Origin of the sequence: Aeromonas sp. WP2-W18-CRE-05 (assembly GCF_014168615.1) — a bacterium.
Classification (GTDB): Bacteria; Pseudomonadota; Gammaproteobacteria; order Enterobacterales; family Aeromonadaceae; genus Aeromonas; species Aeromonas caviae.
Genome location: NZ_AP021917.1, coordinates 3,621,118 through 3,646,478, shown reverse-complemented (window position 1 = coordinate 3,646,478; position 25,361 = coordinate 3,621,118). Strand labels below are relative to the sequence as shown.

Genomic DNA, 25,361 nt, shown 5'->3' with positions numbered 1-25,361 from the left:
GATCGGCATCATGTACAGGATCTTTAGCTACAACCAATTGAAATAGATAGAAAAAAGGCTTCGTTTGTGATCTGATTTAATCGCAAAAAAAAACCGACACGCCCGAAGCCATGACTATTATCAATGCAACCCAGTACCTCAAGCAACTTCTTAGCTCTTCTGAACTCAACCGGATCGGTAAATTTACCGGTTTTTGTCAGCGACTCCGGGATATCCAGCCTGCGAGACTACTCCCGGCTCTGCTCTCAGGGCTTGGTTGCGACAAGGTGGATGGTATTGCTGGTTTGCATCGCCATTTCAATGCGTTGCAGCTCCATGATACTGACCAAATAGCGTATAAACCCTTTCACAACCAGTTACGCAAGCAGGGTTTTCCCTTGTTCATGCGCGCACTGGTTGAACGAGCCATCGCCTTACGCCTCAAGGAGTGTCTACCGGACGCCCACGGACTGGCAGGCTTTGAGCAGGTACTGCTGCAGGACGGGTCGTCATTCGCGTTACATCCGCAATTGGCAGAACATTTCCCGGGCCGATTCAATAAGCACAGCCCCGCTGCGGTAGAGTGTCATATGACCATGTCCTTGCTGGACCAGTCGCCGATATCGATGAGTATCACGGCGGATACCGAATCGGAGCGCAAGCATCTTCCGGCCGCAAATTCGTTAAATAACAAACTGTTATTGGCGGATGCCGGTTACATCAGCCGCGAGTACTTTGCTGATGTGACCAAAGCCAAAGGAAGCTATCTGGTCAGAGGGAGTCAAAATCTCAATCCCAAAGTACAGGCAGCTTACCGACAGGACGGCAGGGAAATGCCCAAGTTACTCGGAAAAAAGCTCAAGGATATCGATCGGAGAAGCTGCAGAGCCGAGGTTCTGGATCTGGATGTGAGTTCGGGAAAGTATAAATATCGACTCATAAGACGTTGGTTTGCAGAGGAAAAACGGTTCTGTATATGGATGACCAATCTTCCGCGTGAGCGATGGCCAGCCGAGAAGGTGATGGCATTGTATCGTTGCCGTTGGCAGATCGAACTGTTGTTCAAAGAGCTGAAATCACATAACCGGTTGAAGGCGTTCGCGACACGACAAAAAGCGATAGCGGAAGGCTTGATCTGGGCTAGTTTGCTGGCCTTGCTGGTCAAACGTCGGCTGGCGCTGACGCTGATTGGCAGCGCGGAGTTATCGATGCTGAAGATTGCCAAAAACAGCGCGCTTTGGTTAATGCCGATATTGGCGAGCATCATCCATGGTGCGTGGCAGGAAATAACAGAGAAGTTGGAGTGGGCAATGGTGTATTTATCCAAAAACGGCAAAAAGAGTAGGCAGAGAAAATCCAAGCAAAACAACACGTTAGACGGTATTATTAATTCGCTTGCCGCTTAAGGTTCTGTACATGAGATAACCCTATTTCTCGCCGCAGACTGCTGCATGCGTTATTTGCTGTCAGTGGAGTCACACTTATTAACAGGACGTTGAACATGCACAAGAAAATTGTCAGTAGCCTCTATTTTCAGGTGATATTGGCAATCACCATCGGAATATGTCTGGGACATGTCTATCCGAGTCTGGGCGCAGATATGAAACCCCTTGGTGATGGCTTCGTTAAATTAATCAAGATGATCATCGCCCCCGTCATTTTTTGTACCGTGGTCACCGGCATTGCCGGCATGGAAAGCATGAAGGCGGTGGGCAAAACCGGTGCCATTGCGCTGATCTATTTTGAAGTGGTGAGCACCCTGGCCCTGATCATCGGTCTGTGCGTGGTCAACGTGCTGCAGCCCGGGGCCGGTATGAATGTGGATCCCTCCTCACTCGACGCCAGCGCCATCTCCGTCTATGCGGATCAGGCCCAGTCCCAGGGGATAATTCCCTTCCTGCTGGATGTGATACCGGCCAGCGTCATCGGTGCCTTTGCCGGCGGCAATATACTCCAGGTGTTGCTGTTTGCCGTCCTGTTCGGATTTTCCCTACATCATATCGGGGAGAAGGGAAAACCCATCTTCAATATCATCGATGGTTTCTCTCAGGTTATTTTCGGCATCATCAACATGATCATGAAACTGGCGCCGATCGGGGCATTTGGTGCCATGGCATTCACCATAGGGAAATACGGTATTGGTTCTTTGGTGCAGCTGGGGCAATTAATTGCTAGCTTCTATCTGACCTGCCTGCTGTTTATTTTTCTGGTGCTCGGCAGTATCGCCAAAGCCAATGGCTTCAGCATTGTGCGCTTTATTGCTTATATCCGGGAAGAGCTGTTGATCGTGCTCGGAACATCCTCGTCGGAATCCGTATTGCCGCGCATGCTGGTGAAAATGGAGGCGCTGGGCTGCAAGAAATCGGTGGTGGGTCTGGTGATCCCGACCGGTTACTCATTCAACCTGGACGGCACCTCCATCTATCTGACCATGGCAGCCGTCTTCATCGCCCAGGCGACCAACACCCCGCTTGACCTGTTCCATCAGCTCACCCTGCTGGTGGTGCTGCTTATCTCCTCCAAGGGGGCGGCCGGAGTCACGGGGAGTGGCTTCATCGTGCTGGCAGCCACCATCTCGGCGGTAGGGCATCTGCCGCTGGCCGGGCTGGCGCTGATCCTCGGGATTGATCGCTTCATGTCGGAGGCGCGCGCCCTGACCAACCTCATCGGCAACGGGGTGGCGACCCTGGTGGTGGCCCGTTACTGCGATCAGCTCGACGCGGCCACCATGCAGGACGCCCTGGCGAAACCCGTGGTGGCAAGGCCGGTGGACCTGCGAAGCTGACCCAGGTTCCGGCGGCGATCATCACCCATGAAAAAACGGCCCGAGGGGGCCGTTTTTTATCTCTTTACGCAGGGCGCCTTACAGGCTCTGGGTGAAGGTGCGGGTGACCACGTCACGCTGCTGCTCCGGGGTCAGGGCGTTGAAACGCACGGCGTAACCGGAGACGCGGATGGTGAGCTGCGGGTATTTTTCCGGGTTGGCGATGGCGTCTTCCAGGGTTTCGCGGCGCAGTACGTTGACGTTCAGGTGCTGACCCCCTTCGACCACAGGCTCTTGCTGAACCGGCAGTTCACGGTATTCGAATTGACCCAGGTCGGAGAGGCTGACTTCCTGATCGGCGGCAAAGCTGTCGCCCTTGGCGCAGATGCAGCGAGCCTGTTGTTTCTCTTCGTCCAGCAGCCAGAAAGAGTTCAGCAGAGCGGCGTTGGCGGACTGGGTGATTTGGATGCCCTTGATCATGGTATGACTCCTCATAGGAAAGCGGATTCAACGGTAAGCACATTACCCTGATGTTTTTAAACCACCTCTTGGAAGGAATGATTTAACGGGGCCTTGCCTTACACCTTTACTTCGTTGGGGCCATATATACCACGACGGTAATATTACGAAAATTGATTCAAATCAATAAAATCCCATTTTGCGTGCATTGAAAGGGATTAAATCATTGAGTTGAATCAAAAACAGATCATTTTTCTGTTTTTGTAAGATATATGAATTATGCATTTTTTATTATTCATATCTAGTAATTTAACTACACCTTTAGGGTTTATTGCTGGCGTCAGCGAAAACCGGCCTGCCCATGAGGCCTGTCCGAAGGACGTCCTGTTATTCCTGTGTCGACGCAGCCCCGGTCATTGCCCGTGAACGCCGCCGCCACTTCCCAGGCTGGCCAGGCTGAGCCTGACCTCCATGCGGTTGCGTCTTGGGGGCGAGGACCCTATCCTGAGCCCCTTGCTCTATTGACCGAGGAGATAGCGGTGCCAAGCTGGACAGAAGGCGGGGAGTGGGGAGAGGCTGGCATGCCAGCCAGGATGGAAGGAGTGGATTCGCAACGAGAGGAGACGGGTGTGCTGACCTGGAAAGATGTGATTGGTTCGGAGAAAGAGCAGGCGTATTTCATGGATACCCTGGCCACCGTCAGGGCCGAGCGGGAGGCGGGCAAGGTGATCTATCCCCCGGCGACCGAGGTATTCAATGCCTTCAAACTGACCGAGCTGGATGACGTCAAGGTGGTGATCCTGGGGCAGGATCCCTATCACGGCCCGGACCAGGCGCACGGCCTCTGCTTCTCCGTCTTGCCCGGAGTGCGCACGCCGCCGTCCCTCGTCAACATCTACAAGGAGATGCAGCGGGATCTGCCGGGTTTTGTCACACCCCATCATGGCTTTCTGGAGTCCTGGGCCAGACAGGGAGTGCTGCTGCTCAATACGGTGCTGACGGTACAGGCGGGCATGGCGCACTCTCACGCCCACCTGGGGTGGGAGACCTTTACCGATCGGGTCATCGAGCGGATCAATGCCCATTGCCAGGGCGTCGTCTTCCTGCTGTGGGGCGCTCATGCCCAGAAGAAAGGGCGCTTCATCGACCGGTCGCGCCACCATGTGCTGAGCGCCCCCCATCCCAGTCCGCTCTCTGCCCATCGCGGTTTCATCGGTTGCGGCCACTTCTCCGAGGCCAATCGCCTGCTGGTCCAGCAGGGACGCAGTCCCATCGACTGGCTCTCGGTCTGCGCCGATCCGGCGGCCTGACGCCGTGCATGCACAGGGGAAATGGTGTCCCCTGTGCCCCCTGTGGTGAGAGGCTGGTGCAGCCGCTGTCTGCATCCGACTTGATTGAGTGCAAAGTTCAGGCAATAAATGACCGTATACTCGAGACAGACGTTTTCTCATTTCAGTGCAAGGAGTGCCCATGTTATCCAGTCTGCATAAGGACCATCTCAACATCACCCGGTTGCTGACGCTGCTCAAGCAAAAGCTGGCGGCCATTCGCAATGAGCAGCCGGTAAGCTACTTCCTGCTGCGAGATGTGGTGGATTATCTGCGCGAGGTATCCGACAAGTACCACCACCCGAAGGAAGACATGATTTATGACTACTACCTGAAATACAGGGTGGTGGAGGGGGAGGTGGCCAACCGGCTGCACGAGGAGCACGCCCGTCTGCTGGATGCAGGGACCGAGCTCAAGGAGATGGTGGAGATGATCCTGATGGACGCGGTCATCCCGCTGGATCAGTTCGTGGCCCGTCTGGAGCAGTTCATCGAGCAGCAGGAGGCGCACATGAACTATGAGGAAGGGGTCATCTTCCCCCATCTGCGCGACTCCCTGACCGAGGATGACTGGCGTCATCTCGAACAGCTCTGGCAGAACCGGGCCATCAATGATCCCCTGTTCGGGGCGGAGGTGAGCCAGCACTTCCAGGCGCTGGCCAAACAGCTCTCGCTGCCTGCAGCCTGACAGGAGGTTCACCCATAAAAACAGCGCCCCGGTCAATCCGGGGCGCTGTTTTTATGGCTCCACTCGCTGGAGTGAAACATGGGCGATGTGGGCGTATCAGAGCTCCAGGTCGTCCGATCCTTCATAGGCGATGTCGATGGCCTGCAGCTCCTTTTGCAGGCGGTGCTTGTCTTTAAGCGCCTCAATCTCACGCCATTTGCGTTTTTTTCCCGTTGTCCCGCGGCTACGTGAACCCAGCTCAACGACCTCGTCAAAATCGAAGTTGAACATGTCCATGGCTCCCTCCTTGGTTTTATGGTTTTCACCATCCGTATAACACGACGCCTTTGAAAATAAAACGTTTTTATGACGAAGTTGTGACAACCGGAAACAGGCACAAAAAAACCGGGCTGCCCTTTCGGGAGCCCGGTTTTTGCGGCGCCACTTCGCTCTGTGAGAGCCGTGTGGCGAGCGGCCTTACAGGTGGCTTGCCAGCATGGTTTCCAGCTTGCCCTGGTCGATGGCGAACAGGCGGATGCCTTCCCCCAGTTTCTCGACGGCCATGGCGTCCTGGTTCAGCTCCCAGCGGAATTCGGCTTCGGTCATCGGGGCCGGTTTGGCTGTGCGCTCGCCGGTGTAGTCCAGCTTGCGCACCACGGTGCCTTCAGCCTTGCTCAGCTCTTCCAGCAAAGCGGGGCCAATGGTCAGGCGGTCGCAGCCGGCCAGTTCCAGGATTTCGCCGGTGTTGCGGAAGCTCGCGCCCATGACCACGGTCGGGTAGTCGTGCTGCTTGTAGTAGTTGTAGATGGCGGTGACGGAGACCACGCCCGGATCTTCACTGGCGGTGTAGTCACGGCCGTTCTTGGCCTTGTACCAGTCGAGGATGCGGCCCACGAAGGGGGAGATGAGGAAGGCGCCGGCTTCGGCACAGGCGCGGGCCTGGGCGAAGGAGAACAGCAGGGTCAGGTTGCACTGGATACCCTCTTTCTCCAGCACCTCGGCGGCACGGATGCCTTCCCAGGTGGAGGCCAGCTTGATCAGGATGCGATCATTGCTGATACCGGCTTCGTTGTAGAGGCGGATCAGCTTGCGGGCCTTGGCGATGCTGGCGTCGGTGTCGAAGGAGAGGCGGGCGTCCACTTCGGTGGAGATGCGACCCGGGACGATTTTCAGCACTTCGAGGCCGATGTTGACCGCCAGCTTGTCGCCTGCGTCGATGATTTGCTGTGCCTTGTCCTGGCTCTGGGATTTGGCCCAGGCAATGGCGTCCTGGATCAGGGCTGCGTACTCGGGGATCTCGGAGGCCTTGAGTACCAGAGAGGGGTTGGTGGTGGCATCGATGGGCTGGTAGCGCTTGATGGCTTCGATGTCGCCGGTATCGGCAACCACTGTGGTCAGGGCTTTCAGCTGGGTCAATTTATCGGCCATGGCAAATATCATCTCTTTATGAGGGAGCAATCCCAGGGTGGCGGGCATGAGACGGCAGTTCTGAAATTAAATTACAAGATCCCGGCGGCTCAGGCTCAGAAAGGGGCGATGGGCAGGCCCCATCGTCATTGCCTGCCTAATTAATACGGATGTGGCGCATCCTGCAATAGGGGGGCTTGTATGCGAATCAGCCAGGTGGTGAAAGCGGTACCGGCTGTCTGGTGAAAGTGTTTGATAAAAAACGAGTTTTATTCATGGTGTGGCGGCTGGCTCCGACATGGAAAAGCGCAATTATTTTGGTGGATTCATGAATTTGTGCGGGAGGTCACATAAATAGTTCTGTCAGCTACTTGAAATTTAATTACGTGTAAAACGTTTTGCGTTACAACCCCTTGCCGATGAGGCATGAGAGGCAAACGCTTGTCTCCCTGGTTTTGTTTCACTCAGCGGTTTTTACCCCCATGGGATGAGTTGTAAAATGGTTCTCTATTGGATCTAATTTGTAAGGGCGCTGGGTAGCGCATCAATTTTTGTTGATTTATTGCGTGCTAAATGAAGCTTTTTTGCATCAAATTGCTCGTTTTTTGTCTCCCCAGTGAGCCCTGTCACTATTCTGAATTCCCTCCCTATGCTAGATTCCGCCCCTTCGGCGCAATGCTGGTTCGGTAATTGACAGAGAGCGGTCAGCGCAGACTGGCCATGGATGTGATAACAACGAGAGAATTATGGACACCTTGATTGCAATGATTAACGACCTGATGTGGGGAGCCGTGCTCATTTACCTGCTGATCGGGGTCGGTATCTTCTTTACCTTCCGTCTGGGCTTTATCCAGATCCGCCACTTCGGCCACATGTTCTCGGTCCTGCGCAACAGTCGCAAATCCGACAGCGCCGGCATCTCCTCCTTCCAGGCTCTGTGTACCAGCCTGGCGGCCCGTGTCGGGACGGGCAATCTGGCCGGTGTGGCCGTCGCCATCTATCTGGGTGGCCCTGGCGCCGTCTTCTGGATGTGGCTGATCGCCTTCATCGGCATGGCCACCGCCTTCGTGGAGAGCACCCTGGCCCAGCTCTACAAGGTCAAGGATGAGGATGGCAACTACCGGGGCGGTCCCGCCTACTACATGGAGCGCGGCCTCGGCATGCGCTGGATGGGGGTGGTCTTCTCCCTCTGCCTGCTGCTGGCCTTCGGTCTGGTGTTCAACGCGGTGCAGGCCAACTCCATCAGCCTGGCCATGAACGTCGCCTTCGGCATCCCTGACTGGGTGAGCGGTCTGGCCCTGGTGGTGCTCTCCGGTCTCATCATCTTCGGCGGCATTCGCGGCATCGCCCGTTTCGCCGAGCTGGTGGTGCCCTTCATGGCGCTCGCCTACATCCTGATGGCGCTGTTCGTGGTGGCCATGAACATCAGCGAGCTGCCCGGCGTGCTGGCCCTGATCATCAAGTCTGCGTTCGGCATCGAGCAGGCGGGTTCCGGCGCCATGGGCTATGCCATCTCCCAGGCGATGATCAACGGCATCAAGCGCGGTCTCTTCTCCAACGAGGCCGGCATGGGCTCTGCCCCCAACGCTGCCGCCACTGCCACCCCCTATCCGCCGCACCCGGCCTCCCAGGGTTATGTGCAGATGCTGGGGGTCTTCCTCGATACCATCGTCATCTGTACCTGTACTGCCGCCATCATCCTGATGTCCGGCCAGTTCGAGCCGGGCTCCGGCGTGACCGGTGTCGAGCTGACCCAGCGCGCGCTCTCCTCCCAGGTGGGCGGCGGTGGCAACATCTTCATCGCAGCGGCCATCTTCTTCTTCGCCTTCACCTCCATCGTGGCGAACTACTCCTATGCGGAGACCAACCTGGTGTTCCTCGAGCACAACCACAAGGGCGGCCTGATGCTGTTCCGGATGTTCGTGCTGGGCATGGTGATGTTCGGCTCCGTGGGCGAACTGCCGACCGTGTGGGCTCTGGCGGATGTCTCCATGGGGCTGATGGCCATCGTCAACCTGGTGGCCATCCTGCTGCTCTCCGGCGTCGCCATCAAGCTGGCCAAGGACTACAACGACCAGCTCAAGCTGGGTCGCGTGCCGACCTTCGATGCCAACAAATACCCGGAGCTGCGCAGCCAGCTGGAAGAGGGGATCTGGGACAACCCGGGCAAGAAATAAGCCCGCATTGCAAGGTGATTGAAGGGGAGCCATGGCTCCCCTTTTTCATGGGTAAAAAGAGGGGGCGGCTTCACACAGACTTCACAGAGCCTCATCGGCAGCACACCTCGCGGGACTATGCTGGGTTCATCACTCGCCGCCATGGCGATACCTTGCTAACGACAGTCAGGAGACATGCAATGCAACAACGACAATCCATCCTGTGGGGCGCTTTGGCCACCCTGATGTGGGCCGGTCTGGCTCATGCCGGTGACAAGGCGGCGACCGATCCCCTGCGCCCCGTGGTGGATGCCAGCATCCGGCCGCTACTCAAGGAGCACAGGATCCCGGGCATGGCGGTGGCCGTGCTCAAGGATGGCAAGGCCCACTATTTCAACTACGGTGTGGCCGATCGGGAGCGCGCGGTCGGTGTGAGCGAGCAGACCCTGTTCGAGATAGGCTCCGTGAGCAAGACCCTGACCGCGACGCTGGGGGCCTACGCCGTGGTGCAGGGGGGCTTCGAGCTCGATGACAAGGCGAGTCTGTTCGCCCCCTGGCTCAAGGGATCCGCCTTTGACAACATCACCATGGGGGAGCTGGCTACCTACAGCGCGGGCGGCTTGCCGCTGCAATTCCCCGAGGAGGTGGATTCGCTCGAGAAGATGCAGGCCTACTACCGCCAGTGGACCCCAGCCTACTCGCCGGGTTCCCATCGCCAGTACTCTAACCCCAGCATAGGGCTGTTCGGCCACCTGGCGGCGAGCAGCCTGAAGCAGTCGTTTGCCCAGTTGATGGAGCAGACGCTCCTGCCGGGGCTTGGCCTGCACCACACCTATGTCAATCTGCCGAAGCAGGCCATGGCGAGTTATGCCTATGGCTATTCGAAAGAGGACAAGCCCATCAGGGTCAGCCCCGGCATGCTGGCGGACGAGGCCTACGGCATCAAGACCAGCTCGGCGGATCTGCTGCGCTTTGTGAAGGCCAACATCAGCGGGGTTGATGACAAGGCGTTGCAGCAGGCCATCTCCCTGACCCACAAAGGGCACTACTCGGTAGGCGGGATGACCCAGGGACTGGGCTGGGAGAGTTACGCCTATCCCGTCAGCGAGCAGACGCTGCTGGCGGGCAACTCCCCGGCGATGATTTACAATGCCAACCCGGCGGTGCCCGCGCCCGCTGCGGCAGGGCACCCTGTGCTCTTCAACAAGACCGGCTCGACCAGCGGCTTCGGCGCCTATGTGGCCTTCGTGCCGGCCAAAGGGATCGGCATCGTCATGCTGGCCAACCGCAACTATCCTATCCCGGCCAGGGTGAAAGCGGCCCACGCCATCCTGACGCAACTGGCCAGGTAATGGTGCGCCGTCGCTGAGCCTTGAGGGCACGTCGCATCACGGCATGCCCGTTACCTCGGACCCGACCCCTCAAGGGCGACCTGGCAGGGGGCGGGTCGATGAGCATGCCAGTCCGGGCCTCTCCTGCGGGAGATGTCCGGATTGGCATCCACCGAGTGCCATCTCGTCACTAGGCCCCGGCAGGCCGCCCGCTCTATAGTGCCCGGCATCTTCCTCTGCTTTTGCAGGATTGAGTTGTCAATCTCGCTGACAGCGCACCTGTGATGGTGAAACCTGCTGCTATGGAGCCTTCATGGGTATGTTTCTGCTGTGTACTTTTCTGATGATCATCCTCTATCCCCTCGGGATCGATCTCTATCTGGTGGCCGTCCCCCGCATTGCGCAAACCCTGCAGGGGAGCGAGGCGCAGATCCACACCGCTTTTTCCATCTATCTGCTGGGCATGGCGGCTACCGTGCTGCCGGGGGGCATGCTGGCGGATCGCCATGGCAGGCGCCCCGTGGTGCTGGGGGGCGCCCTCATCTTCGTGGTCGCCTCCCTGGTGGCGGCGGAGGCAACCGGCATCGCCCAGTTTTATCTGGGGCGTTTCTGGCAAGGGGTGGGCGCTGGAGCGCTCTACATCATGACCTTCACCGTGCTGCGGGATGTGCTGAGCCAGGCGCGCCTCGCGATGGCTCTCTCCCTCATCAACGGCGTGATCTGCGTCATTCCGGTGCTGGCTCCCGTACTCGGTTATCTCATCCTGTCGCACTTCGAGTGGCGCGGCATCTTCGTGGGCATGGCGCTGGTGGCTGTCATCAGTGCCCTGGTCAACCTGCGACTGCTCAAGGAGACCCGCCCCGCCCGCCTGCCTGCGGGGGCATCGCCGCTGGCCCTGCTGGGCATGGCCCCCTTCATGCTGCGCGCCTTGCTGACCAGCGCCAGCGTGACCGCCATCCTGGTCTATGTGAGCGTCTCGCCCCTCGTCCTGATGACCACGTTCGGCCTGCCTCCCGAGCAGTACACCCGGCTGATGATGGCGATGGCCGGGGTGAGCATGTCCGCTTCCTTCCTGACCCCCTTGCTGCTGCGCTGGTTCGGCAAGGCAAGGGTGCTGGCGCTCTCCCATCTCGCCTACCTGCTGGCTTTGCTCGCCCTGCTGTGCAGCAGCGGGCCCGAAGGCGGCCTGTCCTGGCTGCTGGCGGGATGTGCCCTGGTCTGCATCGGGTTTTCCTGCGGGTTCGGGGTGGCGATGGGGGAGGCGCTGGATGTGTGCGGGGATCAGGTGGCATCGGCCAGTGCCCTGCTCTGCATCATGCAGATAGGGTTGTCCGGGCTCTTCATCTGGGGGATGGGCCATCTGGGGATGCCTGCGCTCTGGATGCTGATCCTGGCACTCCTGCTGGCGCTGCTCGGTTACCTGGTGGTCAAGGTGCTGCTACCATGGCGTGCGATCCGGCGAGTCCGGGCTCGGGGATAGGAGAGACGCGATGCGCAATCTGGGTGAACTCGATTTGAACCTGCTGGTGGTCTTCAGGCACCTGATGCAGGAGCGCAGCGTGGCGGGGGCGGCCAAGAAGCTGTGTGTCACCCCGTCGGCGGTGAGCAAGGCGCTCGGCAAGCTGCGGGACTGGTTCGGGGACCCCCTCTTCGTGCGCGTGCGCCAGGGCTTGCAGCCGACCAATCTCTCCCTGACCCTGGCAGAGGAGCTCAAGACCTGGTTCCAGCTCACCGAGAGCATCAGCACCCTCAACAGCGAGGCGATCCCCGAGGGGGCCCGCTTCAGTCTGGTGATGGAGTCCCCCTTCGGCATCAGCTTCCTGAGCGAGCTGCCCACGACCATCTACCAGAAGTACCCCCACTCCGTGGTCAGGATGCTGGGCTGGGATCACCACTCTCTCAACGACATCGTCAACGGGGAGGCGGATCTCGGCTTCTGTGCCCGGGAGACCCACGGCCGCTCCCATGCCAGGGTCAACCGGCTGCCCTATTACATCGATCATGAGGTGCTGTTCTGCGATCGTCCCGTGGTGTTCCTGCGCAAGGATCACCCCTTGCTCGGGCAGACGTGGTCGCTGACCCGCTTTCTGGCCTGCCCCCAGGTGAGCGTGGTGTGGGAGGCCAGCGACAGCTGGGCACTGGATGATCTGCTGGAGGACGAAGGCCACAGGCGGCAGGTGCCCATCATGGTGGCGAGCTTCGAGCAGGCGCTGCACATCGCCGCCCAAAAGAGCCACGAGCTGATCGCCGTGGTGCCTTCATATTGCGCGGACTATGCCGCCAGACATCACCCCGACCTCATCCCCATGCCGTTGCCGCTGGAAGAGTCTCTCTATGCCCAGCTGGAGATCGCCTTCATCCTGCTGTGGCACAAGCGCCACAATCAGGATGCCAAGGTGATGTGGTTGCGGGGGGAGATCCGGCGGCTCTATGGCCTGGCCGCGGCGGGGATGACGCGTTTTGCCTGGGGCGGGCCCATGGGGAGCGGGGCGGTGAAAGAGAAGCAAGGGGGAGGAGGCTCCCCGGTTTAGTCGTACTGCTCTTCCATCCAGGCTTCGACGATGAGCTGGGCGGAGACGCCGTCCACGCTCCCCTTGTCCAGCGCCTTGTAGCCGCCACGTTCAAACAGGCGGGCGCGGGCATCCGTGGTGGTGAGCCGCTCGTCCTTGAACTCCACCGGCTTGCCGAAGCGGCCGTGCAGGCGATTGCCGAACTTGCGAGCTCGCACCGTGATTTCCTGGTCCGTGCCATCCATGTTGAGGGGCAGACCGACGATCAGCAGATCCGGTTGCCACTCCTTGATCAGCTTCTCTATCTCGTCCCAGTTGGGGATGCCGTCGTTGGCCTTGAGGGAGCGAAGGGGGCGGGCGCTGCCCGTGAGCTCCTGGCCGATGGCGACACCGATGCTCTTGGTGCCGTAGTCAAAGCCCATGATGCTGCGTGATGACATGGGGTCTCCTCGAAATGGATGGATAAATGAAGGGGGAAGCCCCCTCCCTGTCTCCCCCTGCTCGTGAGGGGGGAGCGTGCCGCCTCCCCCGGAGGGGAGGTCCGGGGTGTCAGCTATGGCCCACCTGGCTGGAGAGGTGCAGGGGGTTGACCCCAATGCTCGCGGCGGCTTGCTGCCAGCGCAGGTGGATGGGGGTATCGAAGACCAGCTTGGGATTGGGGGGGATCACCAGCCAGGCGCCATCCACCAGCTCCTGCTCGAGCTGGCCTGCACTCCAGCCGGCGTAACCGAGCGCCACCAGCCAGTGGTCCGGCGCCTCGTCGGTGCCCAGGGTCTCCAGGATGTCCTTGGAGGTGGTGACCATCATCTCGTCGCTCACCTGCAGGGTGGAGTTGAAGCCCGGGCGGAAGCTGTGCAGCACAAAGCCGCGATCCCCGTGCACCGGTCCCCCCTGCAACACCGGCTGTTTCATCTCGGCGGTGGCGGGGGGATTGAGGTTGAGCTTGGTCAGCATGGCGTCCAGGGACATGTCAACCGGAATGTTGACCACCAGTCCCATGGCGCCTTCGCTGCTGTGTTCGCACAGATAGACCAGGGAGCGCTGGAAATAGGCGTCCGTGAGGCTCGGCATGGCGAGCAGAAAGTGATTTTGCAGTGTTTGCATGGAGCGTATGTATCTCTTAGCGTGCAAAGGTATTTGGGGTGATTATGGCAGTTGATGGCGGCGGGCAAAACCGCTTTTTGCCGGCAGTCAAAGGGGCCTTCACGGCCCCTTGTGTGTGTTTCCTCGCTGCGGCAACGGGTCGCTGGGGAAGGGGTCAGCGGCCCAGCCGGCGCTCGATGGCGTCCATCAGCATGCCGGTAATGGAGACGTCGAAGGTCGCCTCTATCTCGCGGATGCAGGTCGGGCTGGTGACGTTAATCTCGGTCAGGCGATCGCCGATGATGTCGAGGCCGACGAAGATGAGCCCCTTCTCTTTCAGGGTCGGGCCTACCGCGCGGGCGATGGCCCAGTCCGCCTCGCTCAGGGGGCGCGCCTCGCCACGGCCGCCGGCCGCCAGGTTGCCACGGGTCTCCCCTTGCGCCGGGATGCGGGCCAGGCAGTAGGGTACCGGTTCACCGTCCACCACCAGCACCCGCTTGTCGCCATCCTTGATGGCGGGCAGATAGGTCTGCGCCATGCAGTACTGGCTACCGTGGGCGGTCAGGGTTTCGATGATGACGCCGACGTTGGCGTCATCCTCCTTCATGCGGAAGATGGAGGCGCCGCCCATGCCGTCCAGCGGCTTGAGGATGACGTCCTTGTGCTCGGCGTGGAAAGCCCGCAGCTTGTCTGCTCTGCGAGTGACGAGTGTGGTCGGGGTGTGCTCGGCAAACCAGGCGGTGTAGAGCTTTTCGTTAGCGTCGCGCAGGCTCTGGGGCTTGTTGACGATGAGGCAGCCCTCATCCTCGGCCCGCTCCAGCATGTAGGTGGCGTAGATGAACTCGGTGTCGAAGGGGGGATCCTTGCGCATCAGGATCACATCCAGGCTGGAGAGCGGCTGATCCACCACCTCGCCCAGCGTGTACCAGTCGGCATAGTCATATTTGACGGTGAGCGGACGCATGGTACCGAAGGCGCGACCGGCCTCCATGTAGAGATCCTTCATCTCCAGATAGAACAGCTCGTAGCCGCGCTTTTGCGCCTCTTCGAGCATGGCGAAGCTGGAGTCCTTCTTGATGTTGATGGCCGAGATGGGGTCCATCACGATGCCGAGTTTAATGGTCATCCGAGTTTCCTTCCTAATGGCTCGATTGGATGTGATGACCCCCTCCCTGCCTCCCCCTTCACAAGGGGGAGGGGCCTGTTGCTCCCTCCCCTGCGAAGGGGAGGGCCGGGGTGGGGTCGGCTGTCAGGCCAGATCGCCGAAGCGGCACTGAAGCGCAGTAATCGCCGTCAGGGCGGCGGTTTCGGTGCGCAGCACCCGCGGCCCCAGCAGCATCTCCTTGAAATCTTCCTGCACGGTACGGGCGATCTCGTCGCCGGACAAGCCCCCTTCCGGGCCGATCAGCAGGCGCACGCCGTGCTCGGGGATGGGCAGGGTGTTGATGCTGTAAGGGGCGCGCGGGTGCAGGTTGAGCTTGAGCTCCTGAGTCTCTTCCGCCAGCCAGGCGTCCAGCTCCATCGGCATGCGCACCTCGGGCACGGTATTGCGGCCGCACTGCTCGCAGGCACTGATCACCACCTTCTGCCACTGCTCGCGCTTTTTCTCCAGCCGATCGGCGGGCAGCTTGACGCCGCAGCGCTCGGAGAAGAGGGGCGTGATGCAGGTGACGCCGAGCTCCACGGATTTCTGGATGGTGAAGTCCATCTTGTCGCCGCGGCTGATCACCTGACCCAGGTGGATGGCCAGCGGTGACTCCACCGAGCGGGTCTCGCAACTGTCGATGGTCACCTCAACGGACTTCTTGCCCACACTGGTGATGGTGGCGGGGTACTGGTGGCCGTCGCCGTTGAACAGCTCGAGCTGCTGGCCCGGCTGCATGCGCAGCACGCGGCCGATGTGATTGGCACCGTCTTCCGACAGGGCGAGGGTCTGGCCAACCTGCAGGCTGGCCGGTTCATAGATACGTGGAATGCGCATGGCTGATAGTCAGTCTCTTGCTTGGAAACCCTTCAATACCCTACTGCACGGCGGCGAGCAAGGCTCGCGAGACAGAGAGTGAAGGGATTCAGGAGGAGGGGGACGCTCCCCCTCCCTGGTCAAATGGGGTTACTGGCACTGCTTTTCAATGAAGGGATTGGTATTGCCCTGCAGCTTGCCGATACGGCGGTTGCGCTCGCACTCCCAGCGATCAGCCGGATACTGCCTGTCCCAGGCTTCGTAAAGCTTGCGCTGCTGGGCCGCCAGACGCAGTCCGTACTGCTGGCTCATGTAGAGGTAGGCGCGGGCGATCTGGCCACGCACCGGCCCCTTGGGCGGCTGCACCTGGCGCTCCTTGAAGTCCACCAGCATCTGGCACTTGCCGTACTGGTTCGGTTTGCCGTTCCAGTCGCTGAAGCGGAAGTTGGCCCGATCGCCGTTCACCTCGCCGATGGCGGGGAAGAGGTTGTGCATGTCTCCCTCCATCCTGTTGAACTCGTCGCTCTTGCCGCAATTCTTGCGACCCCCGTCCTGCCAGCACTGGAGCTGGTGGCCGAACTCCCAGGCGGGCACCACGTGCTCCCATTCGATGCGGGAGGCCCGCTCGGCCTGCTTGCGCGGCAGGTAGCCGCAGCTCTCCCAGTCGGGGGCCATCTTCTTGCCGCTGAACTTGATGTTGCAGCCGCAGTAGAAGGTGACGGGGTGGCTCTGGTAGAGCTTGTTCAGATCCTGCTTGGCGGCGCGAAAGGTCTGGATGTTGTCGGCATGGGCCGGGGCGCTGACCAGCAGGGCCAGGCAGAGGGAGAGCAGAGGGCGAAACATGAATATCCTTGGCAATGAGACAGTTGAATGAAGTAAGCGCGCACCCTATCACAGGAGCGCGACACGGGGTGACTCAATCCGCCGTCGTGTCGCGCTGCCACACCAGGGGCTGGCGACAGCGGCGGCAGTGATAGCGGGCCTCGCCGCGCATCACCTTGTTGTGGCGGCGCACCGAGAGGGGATGCTGCTGGCAGGCGCAGGCATACAAGAAGGTGCGCTGGGCCAGCACCCCCAGATCAAAGCTGTGGGTGGTGCTGGGTTCGAGGCCGAACAGCTCCCGCATCACCGACTGCCACTGGCGACCATGGGGCAGTACCCGGCTCTTGCCGCGCCCCTCTCCCCAGAGCGCATAGACCAGCAGGTGCGCCACCTCGTGGGGCACCACTTCCCTGAGAAACGCTTGCTGATTGGCCTGATAGAGCGCCGGATTGAAACGCAGCTCCCAGGTTTGCAGCCGCGCAGATCCTGCCGCCCGGCCCCGCATGTTGCAGTGGACTTGCGGGCGCGGGAAGGTGCGGCCAAGGCGCGTTTCAGCCTGCACAAAGCAGGCCTCGACACGCGCGAGCAGCGTCTCGATGAGGGCGGGGTCAAGCCGGGTGGCAGTGGCAGGCATGGGATCCTCGGGACAGGACACAAAAGCAAAAGGGGAGCCAGGCTCCCCTTTTATCACAACCTCGAGCCTTACAGGCCAGCGGCAGCGCGCAGCAGCTCGGCCTTGTCGGTCTTCTCCCAGGGGAACTCGTCGCGGCCGAAGTGGCCGTAAGCGGCGGTTGCCTGGTAGATCGGGCGCTTCAGATCCAGCATCTCGATGAGACCATAGGGGCGCAGCTCGAAGAACTCGCGCACCAGCTTGACCAGCAGGGCTTCGGCCACCTTGCCGGTGCCGAAGGTTTCGACGCTGATGGAGGTGGGCTCGGCCACGCCGATGGCGTAGGAGACCTGCACTTCACAGCGATCCGCGAGGCCTGCGGCCACGATGTTCTTGGCCACGTAGCGGGCGGCGTAGGCGGCGGAGCGGTCCACCTTGGACGGATCCTTGCCGGAGAAGGCGCCACCACCGTGACGGGCCATGCCGCCGTAGGTGTCGACGATGATCTTGCGACCGGTCAGACCGCAGTCACCCATGGGGCCACCGATGACGAAACGGCCGGTCGGGTTGATGAAGTACTTGGTGTCCTTGTTGATCCACTCGGCCGGCAGCACCGGCTTGATGATCTCTTCGCGCACCGCTTCCACCAGATCGCTGTGGCTGATGGAGTCGCAATGCTGGGTGGAGAGCACCACGGCATCGACACCCAGGATCTTGCCTGCGTCGTCGTAGGCGAAGGTCAGCTGGCTCTTGGCGTCCGGACGCAGCCACGGCAGGGTGCCGTTCTTGCGCACTTCAGCCTGACGCTTCACCAGCAGGTGGGAGTAGGTGATGGGCGCGGGCATCAGCACGTCGGTTTCGTTGGTGGCGTAGCCGAACATCAGGCCCTGGTCACCGGCACCTTGCTCCAGCGGGTCGGTACGGTCGACGCCCTGGTTGATGTCCGGAGACTGTTTGCCAATGGCGTTCAGCACGGCGCAGGAGTCGGCGTCGAAGCCCATGTCGGAGTGGGTGTAACCAATCTCGCGCACGGTGTCGCGCACGATCTGTTCGATGTCGACCCAGGCAGAGGTGGTCACTTCGCCGGCTACCATCACCATGCCGGTCTTGACCAGGGTTTCGCAGGCGACGCGCGCCTTGGTGTCCTGCTGCAGGATGGCGTCCAGCACCGCATCGGAGATCTGGTCGGCGATTTTATCGGGATGGCCTTCGGAGACCGACTCGGAAGTAAACAGCTTTGCCATGTTTGGTTCTCGATTCGTAAGGGTTATCGCCTTGGCCATAACCGGATAATGACAGGATGACTGTAGAGGTATCTACATCTGGACGTCTATTTTAAATAGGTCATCCGGTGATTGCCAGCACTATTTGGGGGTGGAGCCGCCCGGGGCGGGATGGGGAAGGGATCCACCTCCATGGAGGTAAGGCAGGGGGCGGATTGAATCGTTTTCCCCGCCCAGAAAAGCGATTGTGCTCCCAAAGCCACTTTATTCGCCCAGATAATATTTGCACGCCGCGCCCCCTGCTGGGACAATAACGCGCCTTAATCTTGGCCATCAAATGAAGCAATCGCAGGAGATACAGATGCCTTCTCGTAAAGAGCTTGCCAATGCCATTCGTGCATTGAGTATGGATGCCGTTCAAAAAGCCAACTCCGGTCACCCGGGCGCCCCCATGGGAATGGCGGATATCGCTGAAGTGCTGTGGCGCAGCCACCTCAAACACAACCCGAACAACCCCAAGTGGGCCGACCGCGACCGTTTCATTCTCTCCAACGGCCACGGCTCCATGCTGCTGTACTCCCTGCTGCACCTCTCCGGTTATGACCTCTCCATCGACGATCTGAAAAACTTCCGCCAACTGCACTCTCGCACCCCGGGTCACCCGGAGTACGGTTATGCGCCGGGCGTTGAAACCACCACCGGTCCGCTGGGTCAGGGCATCACCAACGCCGTGGGCATGGCGATCGCCGAGAAGGCCATGGCCGAGCAGTTCAACCAGCCGGGTCACGACATCGTCGACCACTACACCTACGCCTTCATGGGCGATGGCTGCCTGATGGAAGGTATCTCCCACGAAGCCTGCTCCCTGGCCGGCACCCTGGGTCTGGGCAAGCTGATCGCGTTCTGGGATGACAACGGCATCTCCATCGATGGTCACGTAGAAGGCTGGTTCACCGACGACACTCCCAAGCGCTTCGAAGCCTACGGCTGGCACGTCATCCCGGCCGTTGACGGTCACAACCCGGAAGCCATCAACGCCGCTATCGAAGCCGCCAAGGCCGAGACCGGCAAGCCGACCCTGATCTGCTGCCGCACCATCATCGGCTACGGTTCCCCGAACAAGTCCGGCTCCCACGACTGCCACGGCGCACCGCTGGGCAACGACGAGATCGCCGCCGCCCGTGCCTTCCTGAAGTGGGACCACGCGCCGTTCGTCATCCCGTCCGACATCACCGCCGAGTGGAACGGTCAGGAGAAGGGTGCCAAGCTCGAATCCGACTGGGCTGCCAAGTTCGCCGCCTATGAAGCCGCTCACCCGGCCCTGGCTGCCGAATTCAAGCGCCGCACCACTGGCGAGCTGCCGGCCAACTGGGCTGCTGAATCCGCCAAGATCATCGAAACCCTGCAGGCCAACCCGGCCAAGATCGCGACCCGTAAAGCGTCCCAGAACTCTCTGGAAGCCTTCGGCAAGCTGCTGCCGGAATTCATGGGCGGCTCCGCGGATCTCGCGCCGTCCAACCTGACCATGTGGTCTGGCTCCAAGTCCCTGACTCCCGAGAGCGCCGCAGGCAACTACATCCACTACGGCGTGCGCGAGTTCGGCATGTCCGCCATCATGAACGGCATCGCCCTGCACGGTGGTTTCATCCCCTACGGCGCCACCTTCCTGATGTTCATGGAGTACGCCCGCAACGCCCTGCGCATGGCCGCCCTGATGAAGCAGCGCGCCATCTTCGTCTACACCCACGACTCCATCGGTCTGGGTGAAGATGGCCCGACCCACCAGCCGGTGGAGCAGATCGCCTCCCTGCGTCTGACCCCGAACATGAGCACCTGGCGCCCGTGTGACCAGGTAGAGTCCGCCATCGCCTGGAAACACGCCATCGAGCGTACCGACGGTCCGACCTCCCTGATCTTCTCCCGTCAGAACCTGGCCCAGATGGACCGCACCGCCCAGCAACTGGCCGATGCCGCCAAGGGTGGTTACGTGCTGAAGGATTGCGCCGGTACCCCGGAGCTGATCCTGATCGCCACCGGTTCCGAAATGGAACTGGCCGTGGCTGCCTATGAGCAGCTGACTGCCAAGGGCCGTGCCGTGCGCGTGGTCTCCATCCCGTCTACCGACGTGTTCGACGCCCAGTCTGCCGAGTACAAAGAGTCCGTCCTGCCGATGTCCGTCACCAAGCGTGTGGCCATCGAAGCGGGCATCGCTGACTACTGGTACAAGTACGTCGGTTTCGGCGGCAAGATCATCGGCATGCGCACCTTCGGTGAGTCCGCCCCGGCCGAGCTGCTGTTCAAGGAATTCGGCTTTACCGTGGAAAATGTGGTTGCGACCGCAGAGTCCCTGTAATAGCTAATTGCTTTGTATAGAACTGAAAAGCGCCTCCCTTGGGAGGCGCTTTTTTATTGTAATAAAAATAGTTAAATATACTATATCTCTTGGTTCTTAATTGGATAACTTATTATTGTCTGACAATCGTTTAGTAAACACATCTGATTTCCTTTTAATTCTGAAAAAGGAAAGTCAGAAAAATGAATGTTGTAACTGGATAAATCTAGAACTAATTTACTAGAACTGAAATCAAATCGCGCGGCATGCGTTGGGTATATACCTTCATCTTTTGGGGTTACGAGAAATGCGATTGGAAAAAATGACAATAAACTTAGTACTGTAGAATGCCCTTGATTGAAAAAGCTCACACACTTTGCGCTCAAGTGACGATCGTAAGGATAAAACCAGTAATATATATCATGGGTTTTTGTAATGGCATAGTCATCCCCTAGTACAAATTTCTTTAGTGGATCAAAGTACGGAGATTTTTGTGGTGGCTCTTTACACTCGGTCACTGATGTTGCAGATAGAATATGGCCTATCATCGCTCTGGCATATTTGATAGGGTTTATGTCAATAGATACGGTATTATATGGGGAGGTTGGATTCTGAAAATAATTACGAATTTTACTTGTCAGCTTTTTATTTGCATCCGCAACCTCGCCATCATTGCCTCCTAAGATATTACTGTTACAGTCGCTGCAGATTGTTCTGAATTTGCTTCCATTGGTTGATGGTACGCCTTTTATTGATTTGGCACCTGCTCCCATCATTTCCATAATATGACGTTGTTCAACCTTGGTTACAGTAATTGAACCCTGCGGAGGAACATGATCTATCGAGAGTGTGCCAAATTCTCCACAAATCAAACAATATCCATCTCTGATTTTTACATGTCTTACTCTTTCTGAAATTTTACTCATCACTAACCATCCCCAAGTATCTGTAGTGACATCAATTATATGCATGAGCTTGTAGGTTCGATTAGCGAAGCGTAATCGGACGTTCGCGTTCTTTAAGACGATGTCATAAAAATAATCCCCCACATGTTACATAAAAAGAGACCGGCTATCAGCCGGTCTCTTTTTATTATTTAGCGCAACCTTACACCTGCGGCGGGGTGCTTTCCGCATTGGACATCACCGCATCCATCTGCACCAGGGCGCCGGCGGGCAGTTCGCTTACCCCGAATACGGTGCGGGCAGGCAGATAGCCCGGGAAATATTTGGCGTAGATGGCATCCACGTCCGCCAGATCCGCGATGTTCTTCACCTGGATATTGACCTTGACGATATCGTCCATCACATGGCCGATGCTCTCGACGATGGTCTTGATATGGCCGAGGCACTGGGCGGTCTGCTCACGGACGCAACCGGTCAGCACTTTGTCTGTGGTCATGTCGAGCGGCAGCTGGCCCGCGATATGGTTGTAGTGGGAGAAGGCGACGCTCTGGGTATGCAGCGGGCTTCTCGGTGCCTTGTCGGTATTGCGGGCACGGATCACCAGATTGTGCCTGTCTTCCACCAGCTGGGGCGGGGTGCCGTCACCGTGGGAGATGACCGCATCCATCTGCACCCGGGCGCTCAGCGGCAGGGCGGCGGCACTGACCACAGAGCGGGCGGGCAGATAGGCGACGGCACGGGCGATAGCGGAGTCCGGGAAGAAGGTGGTGTAAACCTCGTTGACGGCGTCGAGATCCGCCAGATTGGTCAGATAGACAGTCACCTTGACGATGTCGTCAAAGGGCACGTCGATGCTCTCCAGCACGGTTTTGATATTGCGCAGGCACTGGGCCGCCTGCTCGCGAATGCCACCGTCAACCAGGGCGCCGGAGGCGGGGTCGAGGGGCAGCTGGGCACCGATATTGTTGTAATGGGAGAAGGCGACGCTCTGGCTGGAGAGCGGATCCTGCGGGGCGCGGTCGCTGTTTCGGGAGATCTTGAGCAGCGGGCAGGGGGCCTGGGGGAAGGTGCCTTCCCCGTTGGAGAGCAGGGCGTCCATCTGCACCCTGGCGCCGAGCGGCAGACTGGCGACGGCGAGCACTGTGCGGGTCGGCAGCGAGTGGGGGAAGAATTCCCGATAGACGGCGTTGACGGCATCGAGGTCGGCGATGTCCGCGAGGAACAGGGTCACCTTCACCATGTCCTCCATGCCGTGGCCAACGCTCTGGACGATGGCCTGGATATTGGTGAGACACTGTCTGGCCTGCGCCTGGATATCCCCTGCGACCAGCGCGCCCGTTTTCGGATCGACCGGGAGCTGGGCGGCAATATTGTTGTAGTGGGAGAAGGCCACGCTCTGGGTATAGGGCCCCAGATCCTGAGGCGCATTGGGGGTATTTCTGGCTGACTTGATGATGGTACCACTCATGGCGATACTCCTTTTTCGTTTTTGATGTAGGGTCCGGGCCGCATTGTTCTTCCCTGGCCGAATACGGCACGCTGATGACTCGTGATATTGCGGCAACAGTTGCCCGTTCCCGCCGCAGGGCGACGGAGAAAAGGAGAACGATCATCACAGTGTCGAGCCCTGTTTCGATGCAGACAGCGCGTGCAACAGACAAGGGAGAGAAGTTGGCCTGATGATTCAGACGGGAGAATTCTAGGGGGCGGTTCATGTACAGGATCTTTAGCTACAACCAATTGAAATAGATAGAAAAAAGGCTTCGTTTGTGATCTGATTTAATCGCAAAAAAAAACCGACACGCCCGAAGCCATGACTATTATCAATGCAACCCAGTACCTCAAGCAACTTCTTAGCTCTTCTGAACTCAACCGGATCGGTAAATTTACCGGTTTTTGTCAGCGACTCCGGGATATCCAGCCTGCGAGACTACTCCCGGCTCTGCTCTCAGGGCTTGGTTGCGACAAGGTGGATGGTATTGCTGGTTTGCATCGCCATTTCAATGCGTTGCAGCTCCATGATACTGACCAAATAGCGTATAAACCCTTTCACAACCAGTTACGCAAGCAGGGTTTTCCCTTGTTCATGCGCGCACTGGTTGAACGAGCCATCGCCTTACGCCTCAAGGAGTGTCTACCGGACGCCCACGGACTGGCAGGCTTTGAGCAGGTACTGCTGCAGGACGGGTCGTCATTCGCGTTACATCCGCAATTGGCAGAACATTTCCCGGGCCGATTCAATAAGCACAGCCCCGCTGCGGTAGAGTGTCATATGACCATGTCCTTGCTGGACCAGTCGCCGATATCGATGAGTATCACGGCGGATACCGAATCGGAGCGCAAGCATCTTCCGGCCGCAAATTCGTTAAATAACAAACTGTTATTGGCGGATGCCGGTTACATCAGCCGCGAGTACTTTGCTGATGTGACCAAAGCCAAAGGAAGCTCATGTACAGGATCTTTAGCTACAACCAATTGAAATAGATAGAAAAAAGGCTTCGTTTGTGATCTGATTTAATCGCAAAAAAAAACCGACACGCCCGAAGCCATGACTATTATCAATGCAACCCAGTACCTCAAGCAACTTCTTAGCTCTTCTGAACTCAACCGGATCGGTAAATTTACCGGTTTTTGTCAGCGACTCCGGGATATCCAGCCTGCGAGACTACTCCCGGCTCTGCTCTCAGGGCTTGGTTGCGACAAGGTGGATGGTATTGCTGGTTTGCATCGCCATTTCAATGCGTTGCAGCTCCATGATACTGACCAAATAGCGTATAAACCCTTTCACAACCAGTTACGCAAGCAGGGTTTTCCCTTGTTCATGCGCGCACTGGTTGAACGAGCCATCGCCTTACGCCTCAAGGAGTGTCTACCGGACGCCCACGGACTGGCAGGCTTTGAGCAGGTACTGCTGCAGGACGGGTCGTCATTCGCGTTACATCCGCAATTGGCAGAACATTTCCCGGGCCGATTCAATAAGCACAGCCCCGCTGCGGTAGAGTGTCATATGACCATGTCCTTGCTGGACCAGTCGCCGATATCGATGAGTATCACGGCGGATACCGAATCGGAGCGCAAGCATCTTCCGGCCGCAAATTCGTTAAATAACAAACTGTTATTGGCGGATGCCGGTTACATCAGCCGCGAGTACTTTGCTGATGTGACCAAAGCCAAAGGAAGCTATCTGGTCAGAGGGAGTCAAAATCTCAATCCCAAAGTACAGGCAGCTTACCGACAGGACGGCAGGGAAATGCCCAAGTTACTCGGAAAAAAGCTCAAGGATATCGATCGGAGAAGCTGCAGAGCCGAGGTTCTGGATCTGGATGTGAGTTCGGGAAAGTATAAATATCGACTCATAAGACGTTGGTTTGCAGAGGAAAAACGGTTCTGTATATGGATGACCAATCTTCCGCGTGAGCGATGGCCAGCCGAGAAGGTGATGGCATTGTATCGTTGCCGTTGGCAGATCGAACTGTTGTTCAAAGAGCTGAAATCACATAACCGGTTGAAGGCGTTCGCGACACGACAAAAAGCGATAGCGGAAGGCTTGATCTGGGCTAGTTTGCTGGCCTTGCTGGTCAAACGTCGGCTGGCGCTGACGCTGATTGGCAGCGCGGAGTTATCGATGCTGAAGATTGCCAAAAACAGCGCGCTTTGGTTAATGCCGATATTGGCGAGCATCATCCATGGTGCGTGGCAGGAAATAACAGAGAAGTTGGAGTGGGCAATGGTGTATTTATCCAAAAACGGCAAAAAGAGTAGGCAGAGAAAATCCAAGCAAAACAACACGTTAGACGGTATTATTAATTCGCTTGCCGCTTAAGG

Annotated in this window: 22 protein-coding genes and 1 pseudogene; 11 read left to right on the top strand and 12 right to left on the bottom strand. The window is 58.6% G+C overall.

Annotated features, from left to right (window positions below; all coding sequences use genetic code 11):
• Positions 1-110 precede the first annotated feature (110 nt).
• Together H7R73_RS16905 and H7R73_RS16900 are read left to right on the top strand one after the other, a co-directional pair.
• Positions 111-1,385 carry an IS4-like element ISApu2 family transposase gene (locus H7R73_RS16905; protein ID WP_011191341.1) on the top strand — a complete coding sequence of 425 codons (1,275 nt, stop codon included), beginning with the start codon at positions 111-113 and terminating at the stop codon, positions 1,383-1,385.
• Positions 1,386-1,480: 95 nt separating this feature from the next.
• Complete coding sequence (locus tag H7R73_RS16900; protein WP_103259731.1) at positions 1,481-2,764, top strand: dicarboxylate/amino acid:cation symporter; 1,284 nt, start codon at positions 1,481-1,483, stop codon at positions 2,762-2,764.
• Positions 2,765-2,842: 78 nt separating this feature from the next.
• Here the strand turns inward: H7R73_RS16900 and grcA are convergent, their stop codons facing one another.
• Positions 2,843-3,223 carry an autonomous glycyl radical cofactor GrcA gene (grcA, locus tag H7R73_RS16895; protein WP_010673855.1) on the bottom strand — a complete coding sequence of 127 codons (381 nt, stop codon included), beginning with the start codon at positions 3,221-3,223 and terminating at the stop codon, positions 2,843-2,845.
• 608 nt (positions 3,224-3,831) lie between these two features.
• Here grcA and ung point away from each other — a divergent pair.
• Positions 3,832-4,512, top strand: a complete 681-nt coding sequence (ung, locus tag H7R73_RS16890) for a uracil-DNA glycosylase (protein WP_048207174.1) — start codon at positions 3,832-3,834, stop codon at positions 4,510-4,512.
• A gap of 160 nt (positions 4,513-4,672) precedes the next feature.
• Positions 4,673-5,218 carry a hemerythrin domain-containing protein gene (locus H7R73_RS16885; RefSeq protein WP_041212588.1) on the top strand — a complete coding sequence of 182 codons (546 nt, stop codon included), beginning with the start codon at positions 4,673-4,675 and terminating at the stop codon, positions 5,216-5,218.
• 96 nt (positions 5,219-5,314) lie between these two features.
• Here H7R73_RS16885 and H7R73_RS16880 read toward each other — a convergent pair whose 3' ends face one another.
• Complete coding sequence (locus H7R73_RS16880) at positions 5,315-5,494, bottom strand: DUF3545 family protein (RefSeq protein ID WP_010673858.1); 180 nt, start codon at positions 5,492-5,494, stop codon at positions 5,315-5,317.
• Positions 5,495-5,674: 180 nt separating this feature from the next.
• Positions 5,675-6,625, bottom strand: coding sequence for a transaldolase (tal, locus tag H7R73_RS16875; protein WP_010673859.1), 951 nt, complete (start codon positions 6,623-6,625; stop codon positions 5,675-5,677).
• Between the two features lie 725 nt (positions 6,626-7,350).
• On the opposite strand from tal, the gene H7R73_RS16870 reads away from it, so the two are divergent.
• The 4 genes from H7R73_RS16870 (at position 7,351) to yidZ (ending at position 12,622) form a co-directional block, all read left to right on the top strand.
• Positions 7,351-8,781: an alanine/glycine:cation symporter family protein gene (locus tag H7R73_RS16870; RefSeq protein ID WP_010673860.1), complete on the top strand. Its 1,431-nt coding sequence runs from the start codon at positions 7,351-7,353 to the stop codon at positions 8,779-8,781.
• A gap of 179 nt (positions 8,782-8,960) precedes the next feature.
• On the top strand, positions 8,961-10,112 hold the full coding sequence (blaMOX, locus tag H7R73_RS16865) for a CMY-1/MOX family class C beta-lactamase (RefSeq protein ID WP_182951334.1): 1,152 nt from the start codon (positions 8,961-8,963) through the stop codon (positions 10,110-10,112).
• Positions 10,113-10,404: 292 nt separating this feature from the next.
• Positions 10,405-11,571 (top strand): MdtL family multidrug efflux MFS transporter, encoded by a 1,167-nt coding sequence (locus H7R73_RS16860; protein ID WP_103259733.1) that lies wholly within the window; start codon positions 10,405-10,407, stop codon positions 11,569-11,571.
• 10 nt (positions 11,572-11,581) lie between these two features.
• Positions 11,582-12,622 carry an HTH-type transcriptional regulator YidZ gene (gene yidZ, locus H7R73_RS16855; RefSeq protein ID WP_069651514.1) on the top strand — a complete coding sequence of 347 codons (1,041 nt, stop codon included), beginning with the start codon at positions 11,582-11,584 and terminating at the stop codon, positions 12,620-12,622.
• Here yidZ and ruvX read toward each other — a convergent pair.
• The 7 genes from ruvX to metK form a co-directional block, all read right to left on the bottom strand.
• Positions 12,619-13,041: a Holliday junction resolvase RuvX gene (ruvX, locus tag H7R73_RS16850; RefSeq protein ID WP_010673863.1), complete on the bottom strand. Its 423-nt coding sequence runs from the start codon at positions 13,039-13,041 to the stop codon at positions 12,619-12,621. The two genes, yidZ and ruvX, sit on opposite strands and share 4 nt — an antisense overlap.
• Before the next feature lie 109 nt (positions 13,042-13,150).
• Positions 13,151-13,705: a YqgE/AlgH family protein gene (locus H7R73_RS16845; RefSeq protein ID WP_010673864.1), complete on the bottom strand. Its 555-nt coding sequence runs from the start codon at positions 13,703-13,705 to the stop codon at positions 13,151-13,153.
• Positions 13,706-13,859: 154 nt separating this feature from the next.
• Positions 13,860-14,810 (bottom strand): glutathione synthase, encoded by a 951-nt coding sequence (gene gshB / locus H7R73_RS16840; RefSeq protein ID WP_103259734.1) that lies wholly within the window; start codon positions 14,808-14,810, stop codon positions 13,860-13,862.
• 123 nt (positions 14,811-14,933) lie between these two features.
• A complete protein-coding gene (gene rsmE / locus H7R73_RS16835; protein ID WP_041212593.1) occupies positions 14,934-15,665 on the bottom strand; it encodes a 16S rRNA (uracil(1498)-N(3))-methyltransferase in 732 nt (243 codons plus the stop codon).
• A gap of 129 nt (positions 15,666-15,794) precedes the next feature.
• Positions 15,795-16,487 (bottom strand): endonuclease, encoded by a 693-nt coding sequence (locus H7R73_RS16830; protein WP_039040144.1) that lies wholly within the window; start codon positions 16,485-16,487, stop codon positions 15,795-15,797.
• A gap of 73 nt (positions 16,488-16,560) precedes the next feature.
• Positions 16,561-17,100 carry a SprT family zinc-dependent metalloprotease gene (locus H7R73_RS16825; protein ID WP_103259735.1) on the bottom strand — a complete coding sequence of 180 codons (540 nt, stop codon included), beginning with the start codon at positions 17,098-17,100 and terminating at the stop codon, positions 16,561-16,563.
• A 68-nt stretch (positions 17,101-17,168) separates the two neighbouring features.
• Complete coding sequence (metK, locus tag H7R73_RS16820) at positions 17,169-18,320, bottom strand: methionine adenosyltransferase (RefSeq protein ID WP_010673869.1); 1,152 nt, start codon at positions 18,318-18,320, stop codon at positions 17,169-17,171.
• A gap of 340 nt (positions 18,321-18,660) precedes the next feature.
• Here metK and tkt point away from each other — a divergent pair, with 340 nt between their 5' ends.
• Positions 18,661-20,652, top strand: a complete 1,992-nt coding sequence (gene tkt / locus H7R73_RS16815; protein WP_103259736.1) for a transketolase — start codon at positions 18,661-18,663, stop codon at positions 20,650-20,652.
• A gap of 80 nt (positions 20,653-20,732) precedes the next feature.
• Here tkt and H7R73_RS16810 read toward each other — a convergent pair whose 3' ends face one another.
• Both H7R73_RS16810 and H7R73_RS16805 read right to left on the bottom strand, forming a co-directional pair.
• On the bottom strand, positions 20,733-21,602 hold the full coding sequence (locus H7R73_RS16810) for a hypothetical protein (protein WP_197971165.1): 870 nt from the start codon (positions 21,600-21,602) through the stop codon (positions 20,733-20,735).
• 136 nt (positions 21,603-21,738) lie between these two features.
• Positions 21,739-23,004 carry a RidA family protein gene (locus H7R73_RS16805; RefSeq protein WP_103259737.1) on the bottom strand — a complete coding sequence of 422 codons (1,266 nt, stop codon included), beginning with the start codon at positions 23,002-23,004 and terminating at the stop codon, positions 21,739-21,741.
• Between the two features lie 345 nt (positions 23,005-23,349).
• Here H7R73_RS16805 and H7R73_RS16800 point away from each other — a divergent pair.
• Together H7R73_RS16800 and H7R73_RS16795 are read left to right on the top strand one after the other, a co-directional pair.
• Positions 23,350-23,982: pseudogene (locus H7R73_RS16800) on the top strand (IS4-like element ISApu2 family transposase); the annotation flags it as partial.
• 102 nt (positions 23,983-24,084) lie between these two features.
• Positions 24,085-25,359: an IS4-like element ISApu2 family transposase gene (locus tag H7R73_RS16795; protein ID WP_011191341.1), complete on the top strand. Its 1,275-nt coding sequence runs from the start codon at positions 24,085-24,087 to the stop codon at positions 25,357-25,359.
• The last annotated feature ends 2 nt before the right edge of the window (positions 25,360-25,361 follow it).